The sequence below is a fragment of the Pseudomonas sp. N2-3-1-14 genome, assembly GCF_041228395.1.
Lineage (GTDB): Bacteria > Pseudomonadota > Gammaproteobacteria > Pseudomonadales > Pseudomonadaceae > Aquipseudomonas.
On record NZ_CP166199.1, the window covers coordinates 3662802 to 3684437 of the forward strand.

Annotated in this window: 19 protein-coding genes; 7 read left to right on the plus strand and 12 right to left on the minus strand. The window is 62.2% G+C overall.

All coding sequences use genetic code 11. The annotated features are described in order from the left end of the window. Nucleotides 1-58: 58 nt before the first annotated feature. On the plus strand, nucleotides 59-1057 hold the full coding sequence (locus AB5I78_RS16775) for an NAD(P)H-quinone oxidoreductase (RefSeq protein ID WP_242198502.1): 999 nt from the start codon (nucleotides 59-61) through the stop codon (nucleotides 1055-1057). A gap of 163 nt (nucleotides 1058-1220) precedes the next feature. Here the strand turns inward: AB5I78_RS16775 and AB5I78_RS16780 are convergent, their stop codons facing one another. The 3 genes from AB5I78_RS16780 to AB5I78_RS16790 all read right to left on the minus strand — a co-directional run bounded on the left by AB5I78_RS16780 (nucleotide 1221) and on the right by AB5I78_RS16790 (nucleotide 3736). Next, nucleotides 1221-2342 (minus strand): alkene reductase, encoded by a 1122-nt coding sequence (locus tag AB5I78_RS16780; protein WP_145164887.1) that lies wholly within the window; start codon nucleotides 2340-2342, stop codon nucleotides 1221-1223. Nucleotides 2343-2420: 78 nt separating this feature from the next. Next, entirely contained in the window at nucleotides 2421-3098 is a 678-nt protein-coding gene (locus tag AB5I78_RS16785; protein ID WP_369302075.1) for a type 1 glutamine amidotransferase domain-containing protein, read from the minus strand. Then, nucleotides 3095-3736: a TetR/AcrR family transcriptional regulator gene (locus tag AB5I78_RS16790; RefSeq protein WP_242198505.1), complete on the minus strand. Its 642-nt coding sequence runs from the start codon at nucleotides 3734-3736 to the stop codon at nucleotides 3095-3097. Before AB5I78_RS16790 ends, AB5I78_RS16785 begins: the two co-directional genes overlap by 4 nt. Before the next feature lie 174 nt (nucleotides 3737-3910). Between AB5I78_RS16790 and AB5I78_RS16795 the strand changes: the two genes are divergently transcribed. After that, nucleotides 3911-4852, plus strand: a complete 942-nt coding sequence (locus AB5I78_RS16795; RefSeq protein ID WP_369302076.1) for a GlxA family transcriptional regulator — start codon at nucleotides 3911-3913, stop codon at nucleotides 4850-4852. Nucleotides 4853-5047: 195 nt separating this feature from the next. Here AB5I78_RS16795 and AB5I78_RS16800 read toward each other — a convergent pair whose 3' ends face one another. Next, nucleotides 5048-5554 (minus strand): GNAT family N-acetyltransferase, encoded by a 507-nt coding sequence (locus AB5I78_RS16800; RefSeq protein ID WP_145164879.1) that lies wholly within the window; start codon nucleotides 5552-5554, stop codon nucleotides 5048-5050. Between the two features lie 188 nt (nucleotides 5555-5742). Here AB5I78_RS16800 and AB5I78_RS16805 point away from each other — a divergent pair, with 188 nt between their 5' ends. Then, entirely contained in the window at nucleotides 5743-6615 is an 873-nt protein-coding gene (locus tag AB5I78_RS16805; protein ID WP_369302077.1) for an undecaprenyl-diphosphate phosphatase, read from the plus strand. 777 nt (nucleotides 6616-7392) lie between these two features. On the opposite strand, the gene yghU is transcribed toward AB5I78_RS16805, so the two are convergent. From yghU to AB5I78_RS16825, 4 genes are read right to left on the minus strand one after another with little or no spacing between them, the layout of a single operon-like run. Further along, the gene (gene yghU / locus AB5I78_RS16810; RefSeq protein ID WP_369302971.1) at nucleotides 7393-8229 is read right to left on the minus strand and encodes a glutathione-dependent disulfide-bond oxidoreductase; all 837 of its coding nucleotides are present in this window, start codon (nucleotides 8227-8229) and stop codon (nucleotides 7393-7395) included. A 2-nt stretch (nucleotides 8230-8231) separates the two neighbouring features. After that, nucleotides 8232-9677 carry an efflux transporter outer membrane subunit gene (locus tag AB5I78_RS16815; RefSeq protein ID WP_369302972.1) on the minus strand — a complete coding sequence of 482 codons (1446 nt, stop codon included), beginning with the start codon at nucleotides 9675-9677 and terminating at the stop codon, nucleotides 8232-8234. Further along, on the minus strand, nucleotides 9670-10839 hold the full coding sequence (locus AB5I78_RS16820; protein WP_145164863.1) for an efflux RND transporter periplasmic adaptor subunit: 1170 nt from the start codon (nucleotides 10837-10839) through the stop codon (nucleotides 9670-9672). Before AB5I78_RS16820 ends, AB5I78_RS16815 begins: the two co-directional genes overlap by 8 nt. A gap of 1 nt (nucleotide 10840) precedes the next feature. Continuing rightward, nucleotides 10841-14020, minus strand: a complete 3180-nt coding sequence (locus AB5I78_RS16825) for an efflux RND transporter permease subunit (protein WP_369302973.1) — start codon at nucleotides 14018-14020, stop codon at nucleotides 10841-10843. Between the two features lie 327 nt (nucleotides 14021-14347). Between AB5I78_RS16825 and AB5I78_RS16830 the strand changes: the two genes are divergently transcribed. Genes AB5I78_RS16830 through AB5I78_RS16840 form a run of 3 tightly spaced genes read left to right on the plus strand, consistent with a single transcriptional unit; the run spans nucleotide 14348 to nucleotide 15928 of the window. Then, nucleotides 14348-14764: a MarR family winged helix-turn-helix transcriptional regulator gene (locus AB5I78_RS16830; protein ID WP_369302974.1), complete on the plus strand. Its 417-nt coding sequence runs from the start codon at nucleotides 14348-14350 to the stop codon at nucleotides 14762-14764. A 3-nt stretch (nucleotides 14765-14767) separates the two neighbouring features. After that, entirely contained in the window at nucleotides 14768-15295 is a 528-nt protein-coding gene (gene mug / locus AB5I78_RS16835; RefSeq protein WP_145164857.1) for a G/U mismatch-specific DNA glycosylase, read from the plus strand. 30 nt (nucleotides 15296-15325) lie between these two features. Further along, nucleotides 15326-15928 (plus strand): glutathione S-transferase family protein, encoded by a 603-nt coding sequence (locus tag AB5I78_RS16840; protein WP_369302975.1) that lies wholly within the window; start codon nucleotides 15326-15328, stop codon nucleotides 15926-15928. 5 nt (nucleotides 15929-15933) lie between these two features. On the opposite strand, the gene AB5I78_RS16845 is transcribed toward AB5I78_RS16840, so the two are convergent. Beyond that, nucleotides 15934-16701, minus strand: a complete 768-nt coding sequence (locus tag AB5I78_RS16845) for an SDR family NAD(P)-dependent oxidoreductase (protein WP_369302976.1) — start codon at nucleotides 16699-16701, stop codon at nucleotides 15934-15936. A gap of 138 nt (nucleotides 16702-16839) precedes the next feature. Between AB5I78_RS16845 and AB5I78_RS16850 the strand changes: the two genes are divergently transcribed. Then, nucleotides 16840-17988 carry an aldose epimerase family protein gene (locus AB5I78_RS16850; RefSeq protein ID WP_369302977.1) on the plus strand — a complete coding sequence of 383 codons (1149 nt, stop codon included), beginning with the start codon at nucleotides 16840-16842 and terminating at the stop codon, nucleotides 17986-17988. 143 nt (nucleotides 17989-18131) lie between these two features. Here AB5I78_RS16850 and AB5I78_RS16855 read toward each other — a convergent pair whose 3' ends face one another. From AB5I78_RS16855 to AB5I78_RS16865, 3 genes are read right to left on the minus strand one after another with little or no spacing between them, the layout of a single operon-like run. Then, on the minus strand, nucleotides 18132-19136 hold the full coding sequence (locus AB5I78_RS16855) for a substrate-binding domain-containing protein (RefSeq protein WP_242198523.1): 1005 nt from the start codon (nucleotides 19134-19136) through the stop codon (nucleotides 18132-18134). 38 nt (nucleotides 19137-19174) lie between these two features. Next, nucleotides 19175-20038 carry an SMP-30/gluconolactonase/LRE family protein gene (locus AB5I78_RS16860; protein ID WP_369302978.1) on the minus strand — a complete coding sequence of 288 codons (864 nt, stop codon included), beginning with the start codon at nucleotides 20036-20038 and terminating at the stop codon, nucleotides 19175-19177. 15 nt (nucleotides 20039-20053) lie between these two features. Continuing rightward, nucleotides 20054-21634, minus strand: a complete 1581-nt coding sequence (locus tag AB5I78_RS16865; RefSeq protein ID WP_369302979.1) for an aldehyde dehydrogenase (NADP(+)) — start codon at nucleotides 21632-21634, stop codon at nucleotides 20054-20056. Nucleotides 21635-21636 lie beyond the last annotated feature (2 nt).

Here is a 21636-nt window from a genome sequence, read left to right on the forward strand (position 1 = left end):
ACCGGCGACTGCCCGACGCGGTCCCAAGTCATACGCTCATCGTTTCAGGTAATCGCACATGTCACTGCCAAAAGAAATGACCCTGATCGAAATCACCGCCCCTGGCGGCCCCGAGGTCCTGCAACCGCGCCGGGCCGATGTGCCCGTGGCAGGTCCCGGTGAAATCCTGATTCGCGTGCACGCGGCCGGCGTCAACCGCCCGGATGCGTTGCAGCGCGCCGGCAAGTACCCGATGAAACCCGGTATGAGCCCCATTCCAGGCTTGGAAGTGGCGGGTGAGGTGGTTGCATTGGGCGAAGGTGTCAGCGAGTACGCGCTGGGTGACAAGGTGTGTGCCCTGACCAACGGCGGTGGGTATGCACAATTTTGCGCGGTGCCTGCCAGCCAGGCCTTGCCGATTCCGGATGGCATGGACTGGATTCAAGCCGCCGCCGTGCCGGAAACCTTCTTCACCGTCTGGGCCAACCTGTTTGGCCTGGGTGACGCTCATACCGGCCAGAGCGTGCTGATCCACGGCGGCACCAGCGGCATCGGTACCACCGCGTTGATGCTGTGCCGCGAATACGGTATCCAGGCGTTCGCCACCGCCGGCAGCGCCGACAAATGTGCGGCGATCGCCAAGCTGGGCGCCGAGCCGATCAACTACCGCGAGCAGGACTTCGCCGAGGTCATCGCGCAGAAGACCGACAACAAGGGCGTGAATGTGATCCTCGACATCATGGGCGCCTCGTACCTGAACAATAACCTCAAGTCCCTGGCCATGGACGGGCACCTGGTGATGCTCGGCTTCCTCGGCGGCGGCAAGGCCAATGACGTCGACCTGCTGACCATCCTCGGCAAGCGCGCCGTGATCACCGGCTCCTTGCTGCGCGCGCGCACCAAGGACGAAAAGGCTGCCATTGCCGAACAGCTGCGCGAATACGTGTGGCCGGTGCTGTCCGCCGGACGCTGCCTGCCGATGATCGACAAGGTGTACGAATACACCGACGCCGCCCAGGCCCATGCGCGGATGGAAGGCGGCGATCACATTGGCAAGATTGTGTTGCGCGTGGAATGACGCTCATCCGCGCCGCTGAAGATCAACGCTGGCAGCTGTAGAGCCCCAGCGAGGCTGCGACGGCGGCGGCACGGTCAACATGTTGTTGCCTGCCCCACCGCCTTCACCGCCGCGCCACTGCTCGACGGCCCCGACAACGGATCTGTGCCGGGGCATCGACTAGTTACTCGGCGAACGCCGGGTAATCGGTGTAGCCCTCTTCCGAGCCGCCGTACATGCCCTGCGCCCGCAACGGGTTCAGCGGCCAGCCGTTGAACAGTCGCTGCGGCAGGTCCGGGTTGGCAATGAACGGACGGCCGAAGGCAATCAAGTCTGCCAGCCCCGCCTCCACCAATTTTGCCCCGCGCTCAGCGGTGTAGCGACCGGCGTAGATGATGCGCCCGCTGAACGTGCTGCGCACCGCCTGACGGAAAGTTTCGGGCAGGTCGGGAGCGTTGTCCCAGTCAGCCTCGGCGATAGACACATAGGCAATGCCCGATGCCTCGAGCACCTTGATCGCTTCAATGTAGGTGTGATGCGGATCTTCCTCGACCAGGCCGATGTACACGCGGTCCTGATCCGTGCCGCTGAACAGCGGAGAAAAACGCACACCCAGGCGCTGCGGGCCGACCACGGCGGTCACGGCCTCGACGATCTCGCGCAGAAAGCGCAGGCGGTTGTGCAGCGAGCCGCCGTATTCGTCATCACGCTGGTTGGCGTGGGCGGAGATGAACTGGTTGACCAGGTAACCATTGGCGGCGTGGATTTCCACCCCATCAAAACCGGCGTCCAACGCATTGCGCGCCGCCTGTGCGTAGTGCCCTACCAGCTCTTCAATTTCCAGCCGGCTCAACGCACGCGGCACGGGCGGCTGCATCAGCTCGCCGACGCCAGGCCCGGTTTCGATAAAGGCTTTTGCCTGCTCCGCCGCAATGGCCGACGGCGCGACCGGTGCGGCGCCCTCCGGTTGCAGCGCGTTATGGGACACACGCCCCACATGCCACAGTTGGGCGAAGATCACGCCACCTTCGGCATGCACGGCGTCGGTGACTTTGCGCCAGCCGTCGATCTGCGCCGGGCTGTAGATACCCGGCGTCCAGGCGTAGCCCTGGCCGCGCGGTTCGATCTGCGTGCCTTCGCTGACCATGAAACCGGCCGTGGCGCGCTGGCGGTAATACTCGGCCATCAGGTCGGTGGCGATATCGCCGGGTTGCGCGCTGCGTTGACGCGTCAGAGGCGGCAAGACAACACGGTTATTGAGCGTGTGATGGCCCAGTTTTACCGGGGTATTTAAATGATGAGTCATGTGAAATTTCCAAATTCAGGGCGAGCAAAAGCATTGGCGGCTCCAAGGAGCCGCCAATCAATAACGTGTGTGATTAATTCAGGCGGTGAGTGTGAGCAGGGCCTTGGCCACAGCACTGGAACTGGCAGGGTTCTGCCCGGTCACCAGCAAGCCGTCTTCGAGCACAAAGGACTGCCAATCAGCGCCCTTTGCATAGTGGCCGCCGAGCGCCTTGAAATCATCTTCAATCAGGAACGGCACCACATCGGTCAGGCCAACCGCAGCTTCTTCAGCGTTGGAAAAACCGGTAACACGACGGCCCTTGACCAGCGGCTCGCCATTCACGGCCTTGACATGACGCAGAGCGCCCGGCGCATGGCAGACAAAACCGATCGGCTTGCCGGCACGCTCAAACGCTTCGATCAGTGCGATCGACGTTTGCGATTCGGCCAAGTCCCACAGCGGGCCATGGCCGCCTGGGTAGAACACGGTGTCGAAGTCGTCGGCGTTGACCGTGTCCAGCTTGACGGTGCTGGCCAGGGCCTGTTGGGCCGCCGGGTCGCCAGCAAAGCGACGGGTTTGCTCGGTCTGTGCATCCGGCTGATCGCTGACCGGGTCCAGCGGTGGCTGGCCGCCGGCCGGGGATGCCAGCACCAGTTCGGCACCCGCGTCTTTGAAGGTGTAATAGGGCGCCGCAAATTCTTCGAGCCAGAAGCCGGTTTTACGACCGGTATTGCCAAGCTGGTCGTGAGAGGTCAGTACCATTAATACTTTCATTTTCCAGTGCCTCGATCGATGGTTTCAGTAGGTGTATGCATCAGCAGTTCAGGGCAACCCAATAACTGTCGGGTCAGCAGCAGCGCCTCGTCAAAAGGCGCGGATGTTCGGGTGATCTTGCTCATGACGCTGGTCCCCAACCACAGCGCGTACAAGCGCCGAGCCAGGCTTTCGGGGTGTTGCTGAACCGCCAGCGAGCCGTCCTGGATGCCGTGCTGCAAGGCCTCGGCCAGCAAGGCGATGGTGCGTGTGGTGCCGCGCTGCAGGGACAAACGCATTGGCTCTGAAAGGTCTGACACCTCGGCACCAAGTTTGACGGCAAGGCATTTGCCCGCGTCGGTACAGCCGGTCTGGTTGTCGATCCAGGTGTGCCAATAGCGCATCAACCTGGCGGCCCAGGGCAGCCCGGGTTGCTGGAACAGTTGCTCCATGCCTTTGAGGTATTGGTCGAAATAGGTGTCGAGCAAGACCACGCCGAATGCATCTTTGGAATGGAAATAGTGATAAAACGACCCCTTGGGTACATCGGCGGCTTGAAGTATTTCGTTCAACCCCACGGCAGAAAATCCTTTGCGGCTCACAATCAATTGCGCCGTATCCAGAATGGTCTGCCTTGTACTATTAGTCGCGTTAGTCATCATTCATCTCGTCCCGATTAGACCAGTCGTCTAGTTCGTTGAGGGGATGTTAGGCGTCGAGAAAAACTTCAACAATGTCATATCCGCAAGGATTTCGGACATGGCACAAAGTCGGTTGCCGTTTGCCTGGCACCCGTCGACAATCCTCTCTCCCACGCACCTTGGAGAATGACGATGCACAGCGTTGCGCTGATGGTTTACCCGAATTTCCAGTCCCTGAGCCTCAGCCTGGGTTCGGTGTTCGAGTGCGCGAACCTGCTGCGCGGTGAACCGGCTTATGAGTTTCATCTGGTCTCGGAGAGCGGCGGCGCCGTCATGACCTCCCAGGGTTTTTCGGTGAATACCAGCCCGATTCGGCCACAGGGTTATGACACGCTGATCGTCAGCGGCTACCTGGAATTTCGCCTGCCCGAGGCCAACCTGCTGGAAGTGGTCAAAGCCGCCTCTGCGCAGTCGCGGCGCGTGGCCTCGCTGTGCATGGGCATTTTCGTGCTGGCCGAAGCGGGTTTGCTCGAAGGCAAGCGCACCACCACCCACTGGATTCACGCGCCGGCGTTTCGCAAGCGCTACCCGGATATTCAGCTCGAAGAAGACAAACTGTTCGTGGTTGACGGCCAGGTCTGGACTGGCGCCGGCATGAGCGCCGGAGTCGACCTGGCGTTGGCCATGGTGGAAGCCGACCTGGGCAGCGACCTCGCCCGGCGTATCGCCCGCAAGCTGGTGATTGCCCAGCGCCGCGGCAGTGAGCAATCGCAATTATCGGCGTTACTGGAACTGGATCCCAAGTCCGACCGCGTGCAACTGGCCCTGGCCTATGCCCGCGAAAACCTGACCCACGACCTGTCGGTGGAAGCCCTGGCCGAGGTGGCTCGGCTGAGCCCGCGCCAATTCAGCCGGGTGTTCCGCGAAGAAACCGGGCAGACGCCGGCCAAGGCCATCGAGTCGCTGCGGGTTGAAGCTGCCCGGGCGATGAGGGAAACCAGTCGCCACCCGGTCGAAGTGGTGGCCCGCGAAACCGGCTTCGGTGACCGCGAGCGCATGCGCCAGGCGTTTCTGCGCGCGTTCGGGCAGCCGCCGCAGGCGATGCAGCAAGTGTTGTTCAACGCGGGAGCCTAGCGGCAGTGATAAGGGTTTTGGCTGTTGGGTTGTTTTACCCGTACCCAGGCCACGGCGAGTCACCGTGCCCTTCGGATATTCAGGCAAAACGCGCTGCGAATAGAGTAGAGGCCGGGCCTTGGGCCTGTGCCATTCAGGGCGAAACCGGCCGACGAGTCCAAGTGCCGCCGTGCCCGGCTAAGTCCAACATCGTGTTTAATGCAGCGCGGCCCGCGTAATCAAATAACTGACCAACTGCGGATCGTCATCCAGCTCAAGCAGTTGCACCGGGCGCGGCAGGTCATCGAGCACCGCGCGCCAGAACGCCTGGGACACTTCATCCTGATCGTAGAACCGCACCAGCCAATTGGTCTCGCCACTGCGCAGCACTTGGGTGGCGATAGCGCGGCCAATGCCTTTGCGGCGGTAGCGCTTGAGGATGAACAGGTCGGCCAGTTCCAGTGCGTCGATGCCCGGCAGCTCGCTGCCTTCGATCAGCAGGAAGCCGGCGATGTAGCCATCCACCAGCAGCAGGTTGGCGCTCCATTGCGGGTCTTGCCAGTAGCGGGTCAGGTGCTCGTCATGGATATAGAAACGGCCATCCGACTCCACATCTTCCTGCTCCCAGTCTGACGACTCATAGGCATAGTACTGGTAAAGATTACGGATCAGCTCAGACGCATCGGGGCCGGTCTGGATCAATTCGACGGTGGTTTCAGGCATTGGGCTCTCGGTGAAAATACGCAAAGCCCCATTGTTCACAAAAGTGATACACACGCCAATACATTGCATAACCTTTCTGTTTGCTGAACCGATTGCGGATTTGCTACTCCGCGTCCAATATCCTGAAACATTTAGAATAAACTTCGCCTACTGCTTCTTCTAAAGCCCCTTTTTCAAGGACACGTATTGTGACAAACGTCTGTTCCGCCGGCCTGGATGTGGGCTTTGCCTCTCTGGACTACCTGCAGATCTTCATCCTGGGCGTCATCCAGGGCATTACCGAGCTGTTGCCGGTGTCGTCCACAGCCCACATGCGAGTGGTGCCCGCCCTGCTCGGCTGGCAAGACCCGGGTTCGGCGTTTTCCGCAGCCATGCAGTTGGCGGCGCTGGCGGCGGTGGTCAGTTACTTCTGGCGTGACGTGCGCCAAGTGACCACCGGCAGCATCAGTGCGGTGCGCCGGGGCGACTACAACGACCGGTGGTTCAAACTGGCCGTGGCGATTGTGTTGGCCACTATCCCGATTGGGATCGCCGGCCTGGCGCTGTCTTCGACCCTGAATACCTGCAACTCTCCGCTACGCGGCCTGATGGTGATCGGGATTGCCTGCGTGGTGATGGCGGTATTGCTGGCAGTGGCCGAAGTGCGCGCGCGCCACACCCGTGAGATGAGCGAAATGCGCCTGCGCGATGCGCTGATTGTCGGTATCGCGCAGATTAGCGCGCTGATTCCTGGGGTGTCGCGCTCCGGTTCGACACTCACCGCCGCGCTGTTCCTGAACTTCAAGCGTGAAGAAGCTGCGCGCTTTTCCTTCCTGCTGGGCCTGCCGGCCATCGCCCTCGCCGGCTTGAAAGAACTGTGGGTGCTGCTGCACGCCGACATGCCCGCCCATGCCTGGTCGCACTTGATCTTCGGGCTGGTGGTCGCCAGCGTCTCGGCGTTCTTCGCCATCTGGGGCCTGATGAAGTTCCTGGAGCGGTTCTCCACCTGGCCGTTCGTGGTCTACCGCGCGCTGCTGGGGATTTTCCTGATCGTGGCGGTGAGCACCGGCTTTTTGAGTTAAGCCGTGCGGAGCCAAGCCCCAGGCTGGCGGTCGGCCCAAAAGTAACCAAAAGGCTCTTGCCCCACCACTTGGTACCTCGCTTGGGCTCGGTGTGCCCTCACGCAGGCTTTGGAGCGTGGGCCGCCTAAGATCAAAATCAAAAGCAAAGCACGGCGGCCTAGTAGCCGACCTGAGTGGTTAGATCAAAAGCGCGGCCGAGGCGGCCTGACAGCCGACCTGATTCTGGAAGCTGAACTCAATCAAATGTGGGAGCTGGCTTGCCTGCGATGGCATCAGCTGGGTGTCACTGATACACCGAGGTGTCTGCATCGCAGGCAAGCCAGCTCCCACAGAAAAGCAAAAGCAGTGATGTGCTGGCGGCTGAACTCGCTCCCACATTTGGAGCTCTGTGCATCAGATAGAGGTGTGTTGATCTGCTGTTGATCTGCTTTTGCTTCTACCACTCAGGTCGGCTACTAGGCCGCCGTGCTTTTGCTTTTGATCTTGCTTGTGATCTGACAGGCCCCGTCAACCACGCTGGCCGAACGCAGGCTTGAATCCGTGGGTAACCCGGCAGGACGCCGGGTTAGCCGCGTTGGGCCATGGATGGCCCGTCGCGGCGGCCCACGGATTCAAGCCGGAGTGAGGGCACACCGAGCCTAGGCGAGGTGCCGAGTGGTGGGGCAAAGACCTTTTGGTTACTTTTGGGGCGTTTGCCAAAAGTGACCCGCTGTAAGAGCGGAACCGCCAGCCGCCGTGACCGCAGCAACGGATATGTACTCCCCCACCCAAAAAAAGTCAGTCCAAATCACTCGCATCATGCCGCTCACGCAGCTGCTCCGAAACCTCCCCAGAAACCCGATTCACCCTGCGCCCCCGCTGCACCGCCGGCCGCGCCTCAATCGCGTTCGCCCAACGCAGCACATGCTTGTACTCATGCACCGACAAAAACTGCGCCGACTCTCCATACAACCGGCCTTTGACCAACCCGCCATACCAAGGCCAGATCGCAATATCCGCAATGGTGTACTCATCCCCGGCAATGTACTCACTCACTGCCAACCGCTGATCCAGCACATCCAGCTGGCGTTTGGTCTCCATGGCAAACCGATTGATCGGGTACTCCATCTTGCTCGGCGCATACGCATAAAAATGCCCAAACCCGCCGCCCAGGTACGGCGCACTGCCCATCTGCCAGAACAACCACGACAAACACTCCGCACGCGCCGCCGGCTCAGCGGGAAAGAACGCCCCAAACTTCTGCGCCAGGTACTGCAATATCGCCCCCGATTCGAACACCCGAATCGGCGTATCCCCACTGCGGTCCAGCAACGCCGGGATCTTCGAATTCGGGTTCACCGCCACAAACCCGCTGCCAAACTGATCACCGTCACCGATCTTGATCAGCCAGGCGTCGTATTCCGCGCCGGCATGCCCCAGGGCCAACAGCTCTTCCAGCAGGATCGTGACCTTCTGGCCATTGGGCGTGGCCAGCGAATACAGCTGCAACGGGTGCTTGCCAACCGGCAATTCCTGCTCGTGGGTCGCACCGGCGATAGGCCGGTTGATACTGGCAAAGGTGCCGCCGCTTTCAGTGTCCCAGGTCCAGACTTTCGGGGGTACATACTCGGTCATGCTCACTTCTCCTTGGTTTCATCAGGGGTCGACGCAGCCAATTGAGCCACGTTCCATCCGCCGCCCAGCGCCTTGATCAGGCCCACATTGGCGCTCAATTGCTGAGTTTGCAATTGCAACACGCCGCGCTTGGCTTCCAGCGCCACCACTTGCGCCGTCACCACATCCAGGTATGCCACGGCGCCCTGGCGATAACGTGAGGTGGACAGGTCTTCGGCGTATTGCGCTGCAGCCGCCGCATCACGCTGATCATCCAGAGCCGTGCCCAGGCCGGCGATTTGCGACAGGTTGTCCTCCACCTGCTCGAACGCACCCAACACCACGCCCCGGTATTTGGCCGCCGCTTCATCGGTGGCGGCCTTGGCGATGTCCACCTGGGCCTGGCGCGCGCCGCCGTCAAACAGGGTGCCCACCAGTGATGGGCCGATGGCCCAGAACAGGTTGGGCGCGCTGAGCAAGCGGGCAAACTCGTCACTCTGATAACCGCCTTGGGCGCTCAGCGTGATCTGCGGGAACCACGCCGCCTTGGCGACGCCAATCCGCGCATTGGCCGCAGCGATGCGACGCTCGGCAGCCGCAATATCGGGCCGGCGCTGCAACAGGCTGGAAGGCACGCCGGTCGGCACGTTCGGCAAGGCAATCGGCGCCACGTTCACGGCGACGCTATAAGTGGAAGCCGACTCACCGAGCATCGCCGCTATCGAATGCTCCAGCAGCGCCCGTTGCACCTGGCTCTGGCTGAGCTGCGATTTAACCGTCGACAACTGCGTACGCGCCCGCGCCACATCCAGGCCGGAGACGATACCGCCGCCATGCAAACCTTCGGTCAGGCCAAGGGCCTTGGCGTAAGCGTCGCGCGTCTGCGCCAGCAACTGGTTCTGCCAATCGATACCGCGCAGGCGGATGTAGCTGTCGGCCAGTTGCGCCTGCAGGCTCAGGCGTACCGACGCCAGGTCTGCCTTGGCCGCATCCGAGTCGCTGGTGCCGGCGGCCACGGTGTCGCGCACGCGGCCCCACAGGTCGACTTCATAGTCGACTTCAAGGCCCAGCGTCGCGGAGTTGTAGACATCCGGTGAAGTGGCCGAGCGCAACGGTTTGGTGTCTGACTGGCGAATGCGCTGGCCGTTGCCAATGGCCGAGATCTTCGGGAACAGCCCCGAACGGTCCTGGGCCAGGAACCCTTGAGATTGCTGGTAATGCGCGAGCGCGGCGCTCAGGTCGGCGTTGTTTTTCAGCAACTGCTGCTGCATCGCATCCAGCTGCGGGTCGTTGTACACGCGCCACCAGCCATCCCGGTTGGCCTGATCGTTCGGCGTGCCGACCGTCCAGGGCCCTTGGGTGTGAAACTGCGCGGCCATCGGTGTTTGCGGCACGTTCAGCGGTGGCGCCAACGAGCAGGCGCCCAGGCTCAACGTGGCGATCAAACCCAGCACATTGCGCTTAGCCATGGGGTTTGACCTCAGTGGCAGCGACCGCCAGCTGCACCGAATCATCATCAGCCAGGCCATCGGGCGGCGTGTCGATCACGCGGTCGGCGGCTTGCAGGCCGCTGGCGATTTCGACGCTGTCACCAAAGTCGCGAGCGATGCTGACGGTCTTGAAGTGCACATGGTTGTTGGCGTCCAGGGTCGCGACGCGCATGCCCTTGTCATCGAACACCAAGGCGCTGGACGGCACGCGGATGACGTCGGCCTGCACCGGCAGGTCAAACTGCACGCTGGTGTAGCCGCCGGGCAGCAAGCGGCCACCGGGGTTGTCCACCAGCAATTGCACGAGTGTGCTGCCGGAGGCGGCGTTGACCGCATCGGCGGTGGCAATCACTTTGCCGGTGAAGGTTTCGCCGCGGTACTCCGGCACGCTGAGGCGCGCGGTGGTGCCTTCGCGAATCTGTGGCGAGAAGGTTTGCGGCACCTGCACATACACGCGCAGGCGGCTGACATCGGCCACCGCAAACAGCTCTTTGCCGGCGGTCCCGCCCGCGCTGATCAACGCACCTACGTCAGTGCTGCGCGCGGTGACCACACCGGCAAACGGCGCGACCAGATGCTGGAAGCCCTTGGTTGCGACCAGCTGGTCAACATTGGCCTTGGCCGCCGCCACTTTGGCTTGCTTGGCGGTCAGGTCGCCGGTGCGTTCATCCACGTCCTGGCGCGACACCGAGTCGTTCGCCAGCATGGCCTGCCAGCGTTTGGCGGTGGTTTCGGCGAGGTGCTCATCGGCTTGGGCCGAGGCCAACGTGGCACGGGCCTGCAGCAGTTGCTGGTCGAGTTCCGGGGTGTCGATTTCAGCCAACACTTGCCCGGCTTTGACGCGGGTGCCGATGTCGACATTCCAGGATTTCAGGTAGCCGTTGACCCGGGCGAAGATCGACGCGCGTGAATACGCCTCCATCCGCCCCGGCAGGTTGAGCACCGGGCCCTGGGCTTGCACCACCGGCTTGATCAGGTTGACGCTGGGCAACGCCTGGGCGTCGGTCCAGGTCTTGAGGTCGCGCGATTCACTGGCGCGCACGCCGATGCCGACACCGACGATGACAACCACCACTGCCGCACCCACGATCAGCCACAGCAGGCCACGGGAAGACTTGGATTTAGAAACGGAAACGGACATGTCAAACCCCTTGGGTAACGGTGGTCGCACGCGTGGCATGCTGGCGACGCCCGTGGACAAGACTGAAAATCAACGGAACCAGAATCAACGTGGCGACGGTGGCAAACGCCAGGCCGCCGATCACCGCGCGGCCCAGTGGCGCGTTCTGCTCGCCGCCCTCGCCCAGGCCCAAGGCCATGGGCGCCATGCCGATGATCATCGAAATGGCCGTCATCAACACCGGCCGCAGCCGGGTGAAGCCGGCTTCGAGCGCGGCCTGCACCGCATCGCCGTGCACCGCCAGGCGTTCGCGACAGAAGCTCACCACCAAAATGGCGTTGGCAGTGGCCACGCCCATGCACATGATCGCCCCGGTCAGCGCCGGCACCGACAGCGGCGTGTGCGTGACAAACAGCATCCACACGATGCCCGCCAGCGCCGCCGGCAACGCGGTGATGATCACAAACGGGTCGGCCCAGGACTGGAAGTTGACCACGATCAGCAAGTAGATCAGCACCACCGCGCCGAGCAGGCCGAACAGCAAGCCACTGAACGCCGCGTTCATGGTCTGTACCTGGCCTTGCAGGATGACCTTGGAGCCGGTCGGTACTTCACCGGCGTGGGCGGCGATGATCTTCTGGATATCGGCGGCAACGCCACCGAGGTCGCGGTCCTGAATCGCGGTCAGCACTTCGACCACCGGCTGGATATCCGATTGGGTGAACACCGAATTACTGTGGCTGCGCTGAATATTCGCCAGGCCGCCCAATGTCTGGTCGGTGGCCGCCCCGCTGCCGCCACTCAACGGCAGGTTGTGCAACGCCGCCAGGCTTTCAAGGCTGTACTGCGGGGTTTGCATCACGATCGGGTAGGAAATGCCGTTGGCCGGGTTCAACCAGAAGGTCGGCGCCACCTGGCTGGAACCGGCGAGGTTGACCACCAGGCTGTTGGTCACGTCACGCTCGGTCAAGCCGACCAATTGCGCGCGGGTGCGGTCCACGTCGATATTGAACGTCGGCAATTGCCGCGACTGCTGGATGCGCGCATCGACCACGCCCGGCACCCGGCGAATATCCCGCAGCAACGCGCTGGCGTACGTGAAGTTGCCCGCCAGGTTATTGCCGGTGATTTGCAGGTCAATCGGCGCCGACGAGCCGAAGTTGAGGATCTGCCCGACGATGTCCGACGCCGGGAACGAGAACACCGCACTCGGAAACTCGCGTGGCAGGGTTTCGCGCAATATGCGCATGTATTCTGCCGTCGGGCGGTGGCCTTCATTGAGGCTGATCTGAATGTCGCTGTCCTGGGAACCCACGGTGCCGGTGTTGTTGTACACCACGTTGATGCCGCTGATGGACAGGCCGATGTTGTCGACCAACGCCTTGAGCTCATTGGCCGGGACTTTGCGCCGGATCGCGTTTTCGATGTCGGCGATCAGGTGCGCGTTGCTTTCCACCCGTGTGCCAACCGGGGCACGCACGTGCAGCAGGATCAGCCCGGAATCGACCTCGGGGAAGAAGTTGCGGCCCAGGAACGGCACCAGCGCAAACGACACCGCAACAAACGCCAGCAGGCCGATCACCACCGTGCGGCGATGGTGCAAGGCACTGTCCAACACGCTGTGGTAGCGCTCGCGAAAGCCTTCAAAACGCCGCTCGAAACCACGTTGGAAATTCACCAGCGGATTGCGCGACGGCGCGTGCCCGTCCTCACCGTGCACATGCGGCTTGAGCAGGTAGTTGGCGAGTGTCGGCACCAGCGTACGTGACAGGATGAACGAGGCGATCATGGCGAAAATCACCGCCTCAGCCATCGGTACAAACAGGAAGCGCGCCACGCCGTCGAGAAAGAACATCGGCACAAACACGATGCAAATACACAGCAGCGAAACGAACGCCGGCGTGACGATCTGCGCCGCGCCGTCGAGGATCGCGGTCTCCACCGGCTTGCCCTGCTCCAGGTGCCAGTTGATGTTCTCGATGGTCACCGTGGCGTCGTCCACCAGGATGCCGACTGCCAGCGCCAGGCCGCCGAGGGTCATGATATTGAGGGTTTCGCCCAGAGCCGAAAGCGTGGCAATCGAGGCCAGGATCGCCAATGGAATCGACGTGGCGATGATCACCGTCGAACGCCAGCTGCCAAGGAACAGCAGGATCATCAGACTGGTCAGCGCCGCCGCGATCACGCCTTCACGGGCCACGCCGCTGATGGCCGAGCGCACGAACAGTGACTGGTCGCCGATCAGGTCGATGTTCAGGTCAGGCGGCAAGGCGGCCTTGTTGTCCGCGAGCTTTTCCTTGATCCCGGCGATCACACCCAAGGTCGATGCCGAGCCGGTCTTGAGCACCGGCAGCAGCACCGAACGGTTGCCGTTCACGTGCACGATGTTGGTTTGCGGCGGGTTGCCGTCGCGCACGGTGGCCACATCGCGGATCAACACGGTGGTGCCGTCGGCGGTCTTGATCGGCAGGTTTTCCAGGTCATGGAAATCCGACGGCGCGTTGTTCAGTTGCAGGTTGAATTCGTAGCTGCCGATCTTCTGCGTGCCCACCGGCGTGATCAGGTTCTGCGTGGCCAGGGCGGTGGCGACGTCTTGCGCCGACAGGCCGCGCGCCTGCATGCGCGCCGAATCAAGGTCGATCTGCACCTGGCGGCTCTTGCCGCCAAATGGGTATGGCAGCGCCGCACCGGGCACGGTGGTGAGCATCAGGCGCACCTGGTTAAGGCCAATATCGCCCAGGCGCTGCTCGCTCAAACCCGCGCCCGACAAGGCCAGTTGCACGATGGGCACGGTGGAGGCGCTGTAGTTGAGCACCAGCGGCGGCACGGTGCTGGGCGGCAGTTGCCGCAGGATCGCCTGGGACACCGACGTGACCTGGGCGTTGGCCGTGCTGATGTTGACGCCGGGCTGGAAGAAGATCTTCACGATGCCGTAGCCATTCATCGACTGCGCTTCGATGTGGCGAATGTCGTTGACCGTGGTGGTCAGCACGCGCTCGAACGGCGACGTGATGCGCCCCGCCATCTGGTCGGGCGGCAGGCCGGTGTACTGCCAGATCACCGCGATGACCGGAATGCGGATTTCGGGAAAGATGTCGGTCGGCGTTCGCCAGGCCGCCAGCGGGCCGATGATCAGGATGAAAATAGCCAATACCAGAAAGGTATAGGGGCGCCGCAACGCGATGCGCACGAGGCTCAGCATAGGAGGTGATCCAGACAGGGGTTGGATGATCAAGCAGGCAGAGCCGTGCCGTTTTCCCGCCTCGCCCCACGCGTTTCCTGGGGAGTTTGTAACGACATCCGGTCACAAAGAGGCATATGCCACGATATCTAATTTAGTGGCGTACGCAACTAATTTGTTTCAAGCTGTCTCAGTCTTCATCTGCAAGCCATCTTCGGTCTGAAAGGCCTTGTCCTGACAGGTCGCGCAGGCATAATCACCCGCGTCGTGTTTTGTATCAGAGAGTATCTGCCCTTGAAATCTGCCCCGCCTTGTTCCGAGAGTCCCAGCGCCTGCGTGAACGGTGCCGTGCGTCGCACGTCCCGTCGCCTGGGCCAGATCTATGACGAGGCGTATGCGCCCTGCGGGTTGAAAGCCACTCAATACGCGGTGCTCAACCGCATCGCCAAGGCCGGCACGCCGAAGATGGGCGAACTGGCGCAAGCCCTGGTGATGGATTTGTCCGCCCTGGGCCACACACTCAAGCCATTGGTGCGCGATGGCCTGGTAGAGCTGCGCGTGGACGAATTCGACCGCCGCACCCGCCGCGTGCTGCTGACCGAGCAAGGCCAGCGCACGCACGCGGCCGCCAAGCGCATCTCGACGCAAATGGCCGAGCGCTTTGATCAGGCGTTCGGCCGTGAAGCGGCGGCGCAGCTGCGCCAGACCCTGGATTTTATCGCCTCCGACGAGTTTGCCCGCACGCTCCTGGCCAAGGACGATTAAGCCATCCGCCTCGAAGACATCCTCGCCGACCACCTGCACGTGGTGTTCTGCGGCATCAACCCGGGCAAGGGCTCTGCCGCCCTCGGCCTGCACTTCGCCAATCGCAGCAACCGCTTCTGGCGCACGTTGCACCTGGCGGGTTTTACCCCGCATGAAATCCGCCCGGAGGATGCACGCAGCCTGCTCGACTATCACTGCGGCTTGACCACCCTGGTCGAGCGCCCGACGGCGAGCGCGGGGGAATTGGCGCGACATGAATTCACCGAAGCGGCGACGGCGTTTGAACACAAGATCCGTCGTTGCCAGCCGCGGTGTGTGGCGTTCCTGGGCAAGGTCGGTTACAGCGCGTTGTCCGGCCAGCGCGAGATCGCCTGGGGGCTGCAGCCGCAGCTATTGGGCGGCGCCTCGGTGTGGGTGCTGCCCAACCCGAGCGGGCGCAACCTGGCGTTCAGCCTGGAGCAACTCGTGCACGCCTATCAGCCGCTGCGCGCGGCCATTGCGCAGGCCGGCCCGGTGCCCTTAATCTCTTGAGCCAAACACCCTGAGAGCCTTGGAGGCTTCATGAAACTGGTCGGCATGCTGGACTCGCCTTACGTTCGTCGCGTCGCAATTTCCCTTGAACTGTACGGCGTGGATTTCGTACACGAGTCGCTCTCGGTGTTCAGCACCTACGCTGAATTTTCTGCGATCAACCCGGTGGTCAAGGCGCCCACGCTGGTGCTCGATGATGGAACGGTGCTGATGGATTCCAGCCTGATCCTGGACTACTTCGAAACCCTGGCGCCGACCGACAAAAAACTTCTGCCACACAACGCCGGCGCACGCGCCAAAGAGCTGCAAGTGCTCGGCCTGGCCCTGGCGGCGTGTGAGAAAACCGTGCAGATCGTCTACGAGCACCACTTGCGCCCAGCAGAAAAACTGCATGAACCGTGGCTCGATCGCGTAACCGGGCAGTTGCTGGCCGCTTATTCGCTGCTGGAAACACACCTGGCCCAGGCGAGCGGTGAACGCCTGAACCAGGCCGCGCTGACGGCGGCCGTCGCCTGGTCGTTCACGCAGTTAAAACTGCCGACGCTGCTCAAGGCCCAGGCGTATCCCAACCTGCAACGCCACGCCAATCAGCTGGAACAGCATCCGGCGTTCAGGAAATACCCCATCGAATAACTGGCCTAGACCCAGCCCCCATCCACAATGAAGTTTTGTGCCGAACACATCGCCGACGCATCGGAGGCAAGAAACAGCGCCATGTTGGCGATGTGTTCCGGCAGCACACTGCCTGGCAAGCACTGGCTGCGGCTGATCAACTCCCTGGCCGCATCGTCCACCCACATCGCCAGCTGTTTTTCGGTCATGACCCAGCCGGGCACCAGGGTGTTGACGCGGATACGGCTGGGACCCAGTTCCCGCGCCAGCGCTCGGGTCATGCCATGGGCCGCCGCCTTGCTGGCCGCGTACACCGGGTAGCCCGCCGACGCCATCATCCAGCCGACCGAGCCCAGGTTGATAATCGCCCCGCCGCCCGCGCTTTTCATCATCGGCACCACAGCCTTGGCGGCAAAAAAGGCGTGTTTGAGGTTGACGGCGATCAGCCTGTCGAACGTGTCCGAATCGACCTCTTGCAGCGTATGACGCACGTCGTTGGCCGCGTTGTTCACCAGCACGGTGATCGGCCCCAGCGTTTGCTCAAAACGGGCGATCGCCGCTTTGTAGGCGATTTCATCAGTGATGTCGCAGCACACGAACTCAACGCTATGCCCTTGGGCACTCAACACCGCCGCGAGCCGCTCGCCCTGGCTTTGCGCGCGGTCCACAAAGGCCACCTTGGCGCCCTGCGCGGCGAAGGCGCGCACCATGAATTCGCCGATGCCCGAGGCACCTCCGGAAATCAGTACGGTCTTACCCTTCAGGTCGGGATAAACGGCGTGTGCAGTACTCATATAACGCTTGCCTCGATCAATTAGTCTTATTTTATTTGGCGTATCTGGTGTTTAAGGCTATAAATTCGCTGTCAACTCGACGAAATATCGCACATTAGTAGAACTATTCCACTGAAAACAACAAAAGGAAGTTCGACCATGAAGCACCCTCGACACCTGCTTTCAGGCCTTGCCTTGTCCATGCTGGTTGCCAGCGGTGGCGCCCAGGCCGCCGGGCTTAGCAGTGAACACAAGCCTTTCGGCAAAACCAACGACGGCACCGCCGTCGAGCAATACATCTTGCGCAACAGCCATGGCATGCAAGCCACGGTGATCACTTACGGCGGCGTATTGCAGTCGCTGAAAGTGCCGGATAAAAACGGCAAGGTCGATGACGTGGTACTCGGTTTCGACGACGTGCAGGGCTATCAGAGCGGTACGGCCTTTTTCGGCGCGAGCATCGGCCGCTTCGGCAACCGTCTGGCCGCCGGGGCGTTCGAACTCGATGGCAAGCGTTACCAGGTGCCGCTCAACGATGGCCCCAACTCGCTGCACGGCGGTGCTCAGGGTTTCGACAAGCACGTGTGGCAGGCCGAACCGGTCAAGGGCAAGGATTCGGTCGGCGTGAAGCTGAGCTACCTGTCCAAGGACGGTGAAATGGGCTTCCCCGGCAACCTGAAGACCGAGGTCACCTACAGCCTCAACGATAAAAACGAACTGCACATCGACTACAAGGCCACCACCGACAAACCGACGGTGCTGAACCTCACCAACCACAGCTACTTCAACCTCGCCGGCGCAGGCAATGGCGACATCCTCAAGCAAGTGGCGACCTTGCATGCCAGCCACTACACACCGGTAAATGCCACGTTGATTCCGACCGGTGAACTGGCTCCGGTCAAAGGCACGCCGATGGATTTCCTCAAACCCACGCCGATCGGCCAGCACATCAAGGACGACCATCCGCAGCTCAAGTTCGCCGAGCCCAAACAGGGTGGGTTTGACTTCAACTGGGCGCTGGATACCAAAGGCGATATCAAGCAACTCGCCGCCGACGTACACGACCCCGCCTCCGGCCGACGTTTGCAGCTCTACACCACCGAGCCCGGCGTGCAGTTCTATACCAGCAACTTCCTGGATGGCACGGTGAAGGGCAAGGCCGGCAAGGCGTATGCGCATTGGAGCGCGTTTACCCTGGAAACCCAGCACTTTCCGGACGCACCCAACCAGCCAACGTTTGCATCGACCCGGTTGAACCCTGGGCAGACCTACACTCAGAACACCGTGTTCAAGTTCTCCGCCGATTGAACTGAGGGAGCGGGCTTGCTCGCGAAAGCGGTGGTTCAGTGACAGACGCAGTGACTGACACTCCGCTTTCGCGAGCAAGCCCGCTCCCACATTCAGTGCTCACTGAGCATGGCTCAGCAATGGTTCATCGGTTTGGCCACTGCTCAGTTCCAGAGGCCGATTTTTTCCAGTTCCTGCTTGAAGTTCTCGCGGGTGATCAGCGTCACTTCATCCATGGCGGTGTACTTCGGTGGTTCCTTGCCGGTGGTGACCCAGTCGAACATCATCTTCGCGGTGTTGTAGCCTTCGATGTGCGGGCTGGGCAGCATTGAGCCGAAGAAGCCGCTGTTGGCTTTCTTCAATTCGCCGATGGCGTCGGTGCCATTGATGCCGATACCGATCACATTGGCCGCGGCAAAGCCTGCGGTTTCGGTAGCGCGTACGCCGCCGAGCACCGTGTTGTCGTTCATGCCGCCGATGATCAGGTTTTTCGCGCCGCTGGGCAGCTTGACCAGAGCCGAGTTGGTGGCGTCCATGCTGCCCGGGACGTCGAGGGTCTTGGCGGCTGTGAACAGGATGTGATCCTTGGGAAAGCCTGCATCTTCCAGGGATTTGACCGAGCCGTCGGTACGCTTTTTACCGGTGTCGAGTTCGTTGAAGGTGTTGATCACCGCATAAGTGTCCTTCCAGTCCCAACCGCGTTTTTTCGCTTCAGCCGCCATTGCCGCGCCCTGCTTCTGGCCGACTTCAAAAGCGGCCATGCCCAGGTACGGCACGTCCTCCATGAAGTTGCCCTTGGCATCGACAAAGCGATCGTCCACGGCAATCACTTTCAGGCCGTTGACGCGGGCTTTGGCGACGATGGCCGGGCCGAGGGACACGTCCGGCGGGCAGATCACAAAGCCCTTGGCGCCGTTGGCCGCCAGGCTGTCGATGGCCGCCAGGGTTTTCTCGCCATCGGGCACGGCGATCTTGATCACGGTAAAACCATGTTCCTTGCCGGCCTTTTCGGCAAACGCCCATTCGGTCTGGAACCACGGCTCTTCAGCCTGCTTGACCAGAAAACCGATCTTCACTTCTTCAGCAGCCAGCAACAGGCCGCTCAGGCTCAGGGCTGACACCGCCACAGCGGCGCAGCACAGGGAACGCAAACCACGACGACGATTCATACGGGTGACTCCTTGTTGTTGTTTTTGAATGTCAGGATTTAACCGGCAAAGCGGTGACAGGGTGTGCCGGGCACATCGACCTCGATGGCCAATACCGCGCCATCCAGGGGGTGATCCAATGGGCTGGCGGCGCTGGTGATATAGAGCGTGGTGAGATTGGGCCCACCAAAAACACAACTGGTGGGGCGGCTGACGGGCAGTTCGATGACGCGGTCCACTGCGCCGTCGGGCGTCAGGCGCAGCAGGCAACTGCCGTCCCAGCGCGCATTCCAGACATAACCCTGACTGTCCATCGCCGAGCCGTCCGGACCTCCGCGTGGATGCGGGCCAAACCAGACGTGCGCCGGGTCGAGTTGGCCGCCCTCCTGGATCACGTGCCGGTAGAGCGTGCCGTCCAGACTGTCGCCAAAATGCACCTGGCTGCCGTCCTTGCTCCACAGCAAGGTGTTGGGAATGCCCAGGCCGTGCAGCAGCGGCGTGACCTGCGCATCGGTGTCGATGCGAAACAGGCCACCGGAACGTCGCGTGATCGGCAGGTCTTCGCCCCGCTCGCCAATGTTGTTCTGCATGGTGCCCAGCCACAGGCGACCCTGGGCATCGCAGCGCGCTTCGTTGCCACGGTTGCCGGGTTGCGGGTCGGCCACACACAGCAGCGTCAGCGCTTCGGTCGCCAGGTCGAGCCGGTAGACGCCGCTGCTCAAGGTCACAAGCGCATCGCCGCTTTCACAGGGAATAAACGCCGAGACGTGCTCGGGCAGCTGCCAGATCTGCAACTGCCCGTCCATCAGGCGCAACGCCTGTTTGCCGATGATATTGACCCAATACAGCGCCTGGGTCGGCGCATCCCAAAACGGACCTTCGCCCAACTGTGCACGGTGTGCGGTAACGGCATTAAACGGCATGTGACCTCCTGTTTTTTACAGCGGCTCGCGCGATGGCGTGCCATCGACCAGCCGCTGGATGCGCAACGGGTTGGCGTTTTTCAACGCGTCGGGCAGCAGGCTATCAGGGTAATTCTGGAAGCACACGGGACGCAGAAAGCGGTCGATGGCCAAGGTACCGACCGAGGTGCCGCGCGCGTCCGAAGTGGCCGGATAGGGCCCGCCGTGGACCATCGCGTCGCAGACTTCAACGCCGGTAGGGTAGCCATTGAGCAGGATGCGGCCGACTTTTTGTTCCAGCAACGGCGTCAGTTCGGTGAACTGCTCAAAGTCGGCCGGCTCGCCGATAATCGTCGCCGTCAGTTGGCCATGCAGCCCCTGCAAGGCGGCGCGGAGTTGGGCTTGATCAGTCACTTCAACCACCACCGTGGTCGGGCCGAACACCTCTTCCTGCAGCACTTCATCGCCGTCGATCAGCAGGCGGGCGTCGGCCTTGAACAGCTGCGGCTGCGCCTGATTGCCTGCTTGAGCGCTGCCCGCCAGATGCTGGATGCCCGGGTGCGCGAGCAGCTTTTCCAGGCCTTTGCCATAGCTGCTCAAGGTGCCGGCGTTGAGCATGGTTTGCGCCGGCTGATCATTGATCAGGCTGGCCACCTGCTGGGTGAATGCGCTGAACTGCGGCGATGCAATGCCGATCACCAGGCCTGGGTTGGTGCAGAACTGACCACAGCCTTGCACCACCGAGGCCGTCAGGTCGCGGGCGATGGTGTGCGCCCGCGCCTGCAATGCCTGCGGCAATACGATCACCGGGTTGATGCTCGACATCTCGGCAAACACCGGGATCGGCTGCGGCCGGGCTGCGGCCATGTCGCACAAGGCGCGACCGCCCTTGAGCGAGCCGGTAAAACCCACCGCCTGGATCGCCGGGTGCTTGACCAGCGCCTCACCGACGCCGCCGCCGAAGATCATATTGAACACGCCCGCCGGCATTTCGGTGGCCTGGGCCGCGCGCAGGATTGCATCGGCGACCTGCTCAGCCGTAGCCATGTGCCCACTGTGGGCCTTGAACACAACCGGGCAACCCGCCGCCAGCGCCGCTGCGGTGTCGCCACCGGCGGTGGAAAATGCCAGCGGAAAGTTGCTCGCGCCAAACACTGCAACCGGGCCCAGGCCAATGCGGTATTGGCGCAGGTCCGGACGCGGCAACGGCTGACGCTCGGGCAAGGCTTTGTCGATGCGTGCGCCGTAGAAATCGCCACGCCGCAGCACAGTGGCAAACAGGCGCATCTGGCCGCTGGTGCGCCCGCGTTCGCCTTTGATACGCGCGGCGGGCAGTGCCGTTTCGCGGCACACCAGCGCGATGAAGTTATCGCTCAGCGCGTCCAGCTCGTCGGCTATTGCGTCGAGAAACTGCGCGCGCCGCGAGGCACTCAACGCGCGGTATGCCGGGTAAGCCGCGGCGGCCGCCGTGGCGGCGGCGTCGACTTCTTCGGGGGTGGCCTGGAAAAAATCCTGCGGCAAGGCTTCGCCGGTGCTGGCATCGACACTGTGCAGTGTCACGCCGCCGAGGGCGCTGCGCTGGCCGCCGATGTAGTTGTGGCCGAGGAATTGGGTCATGT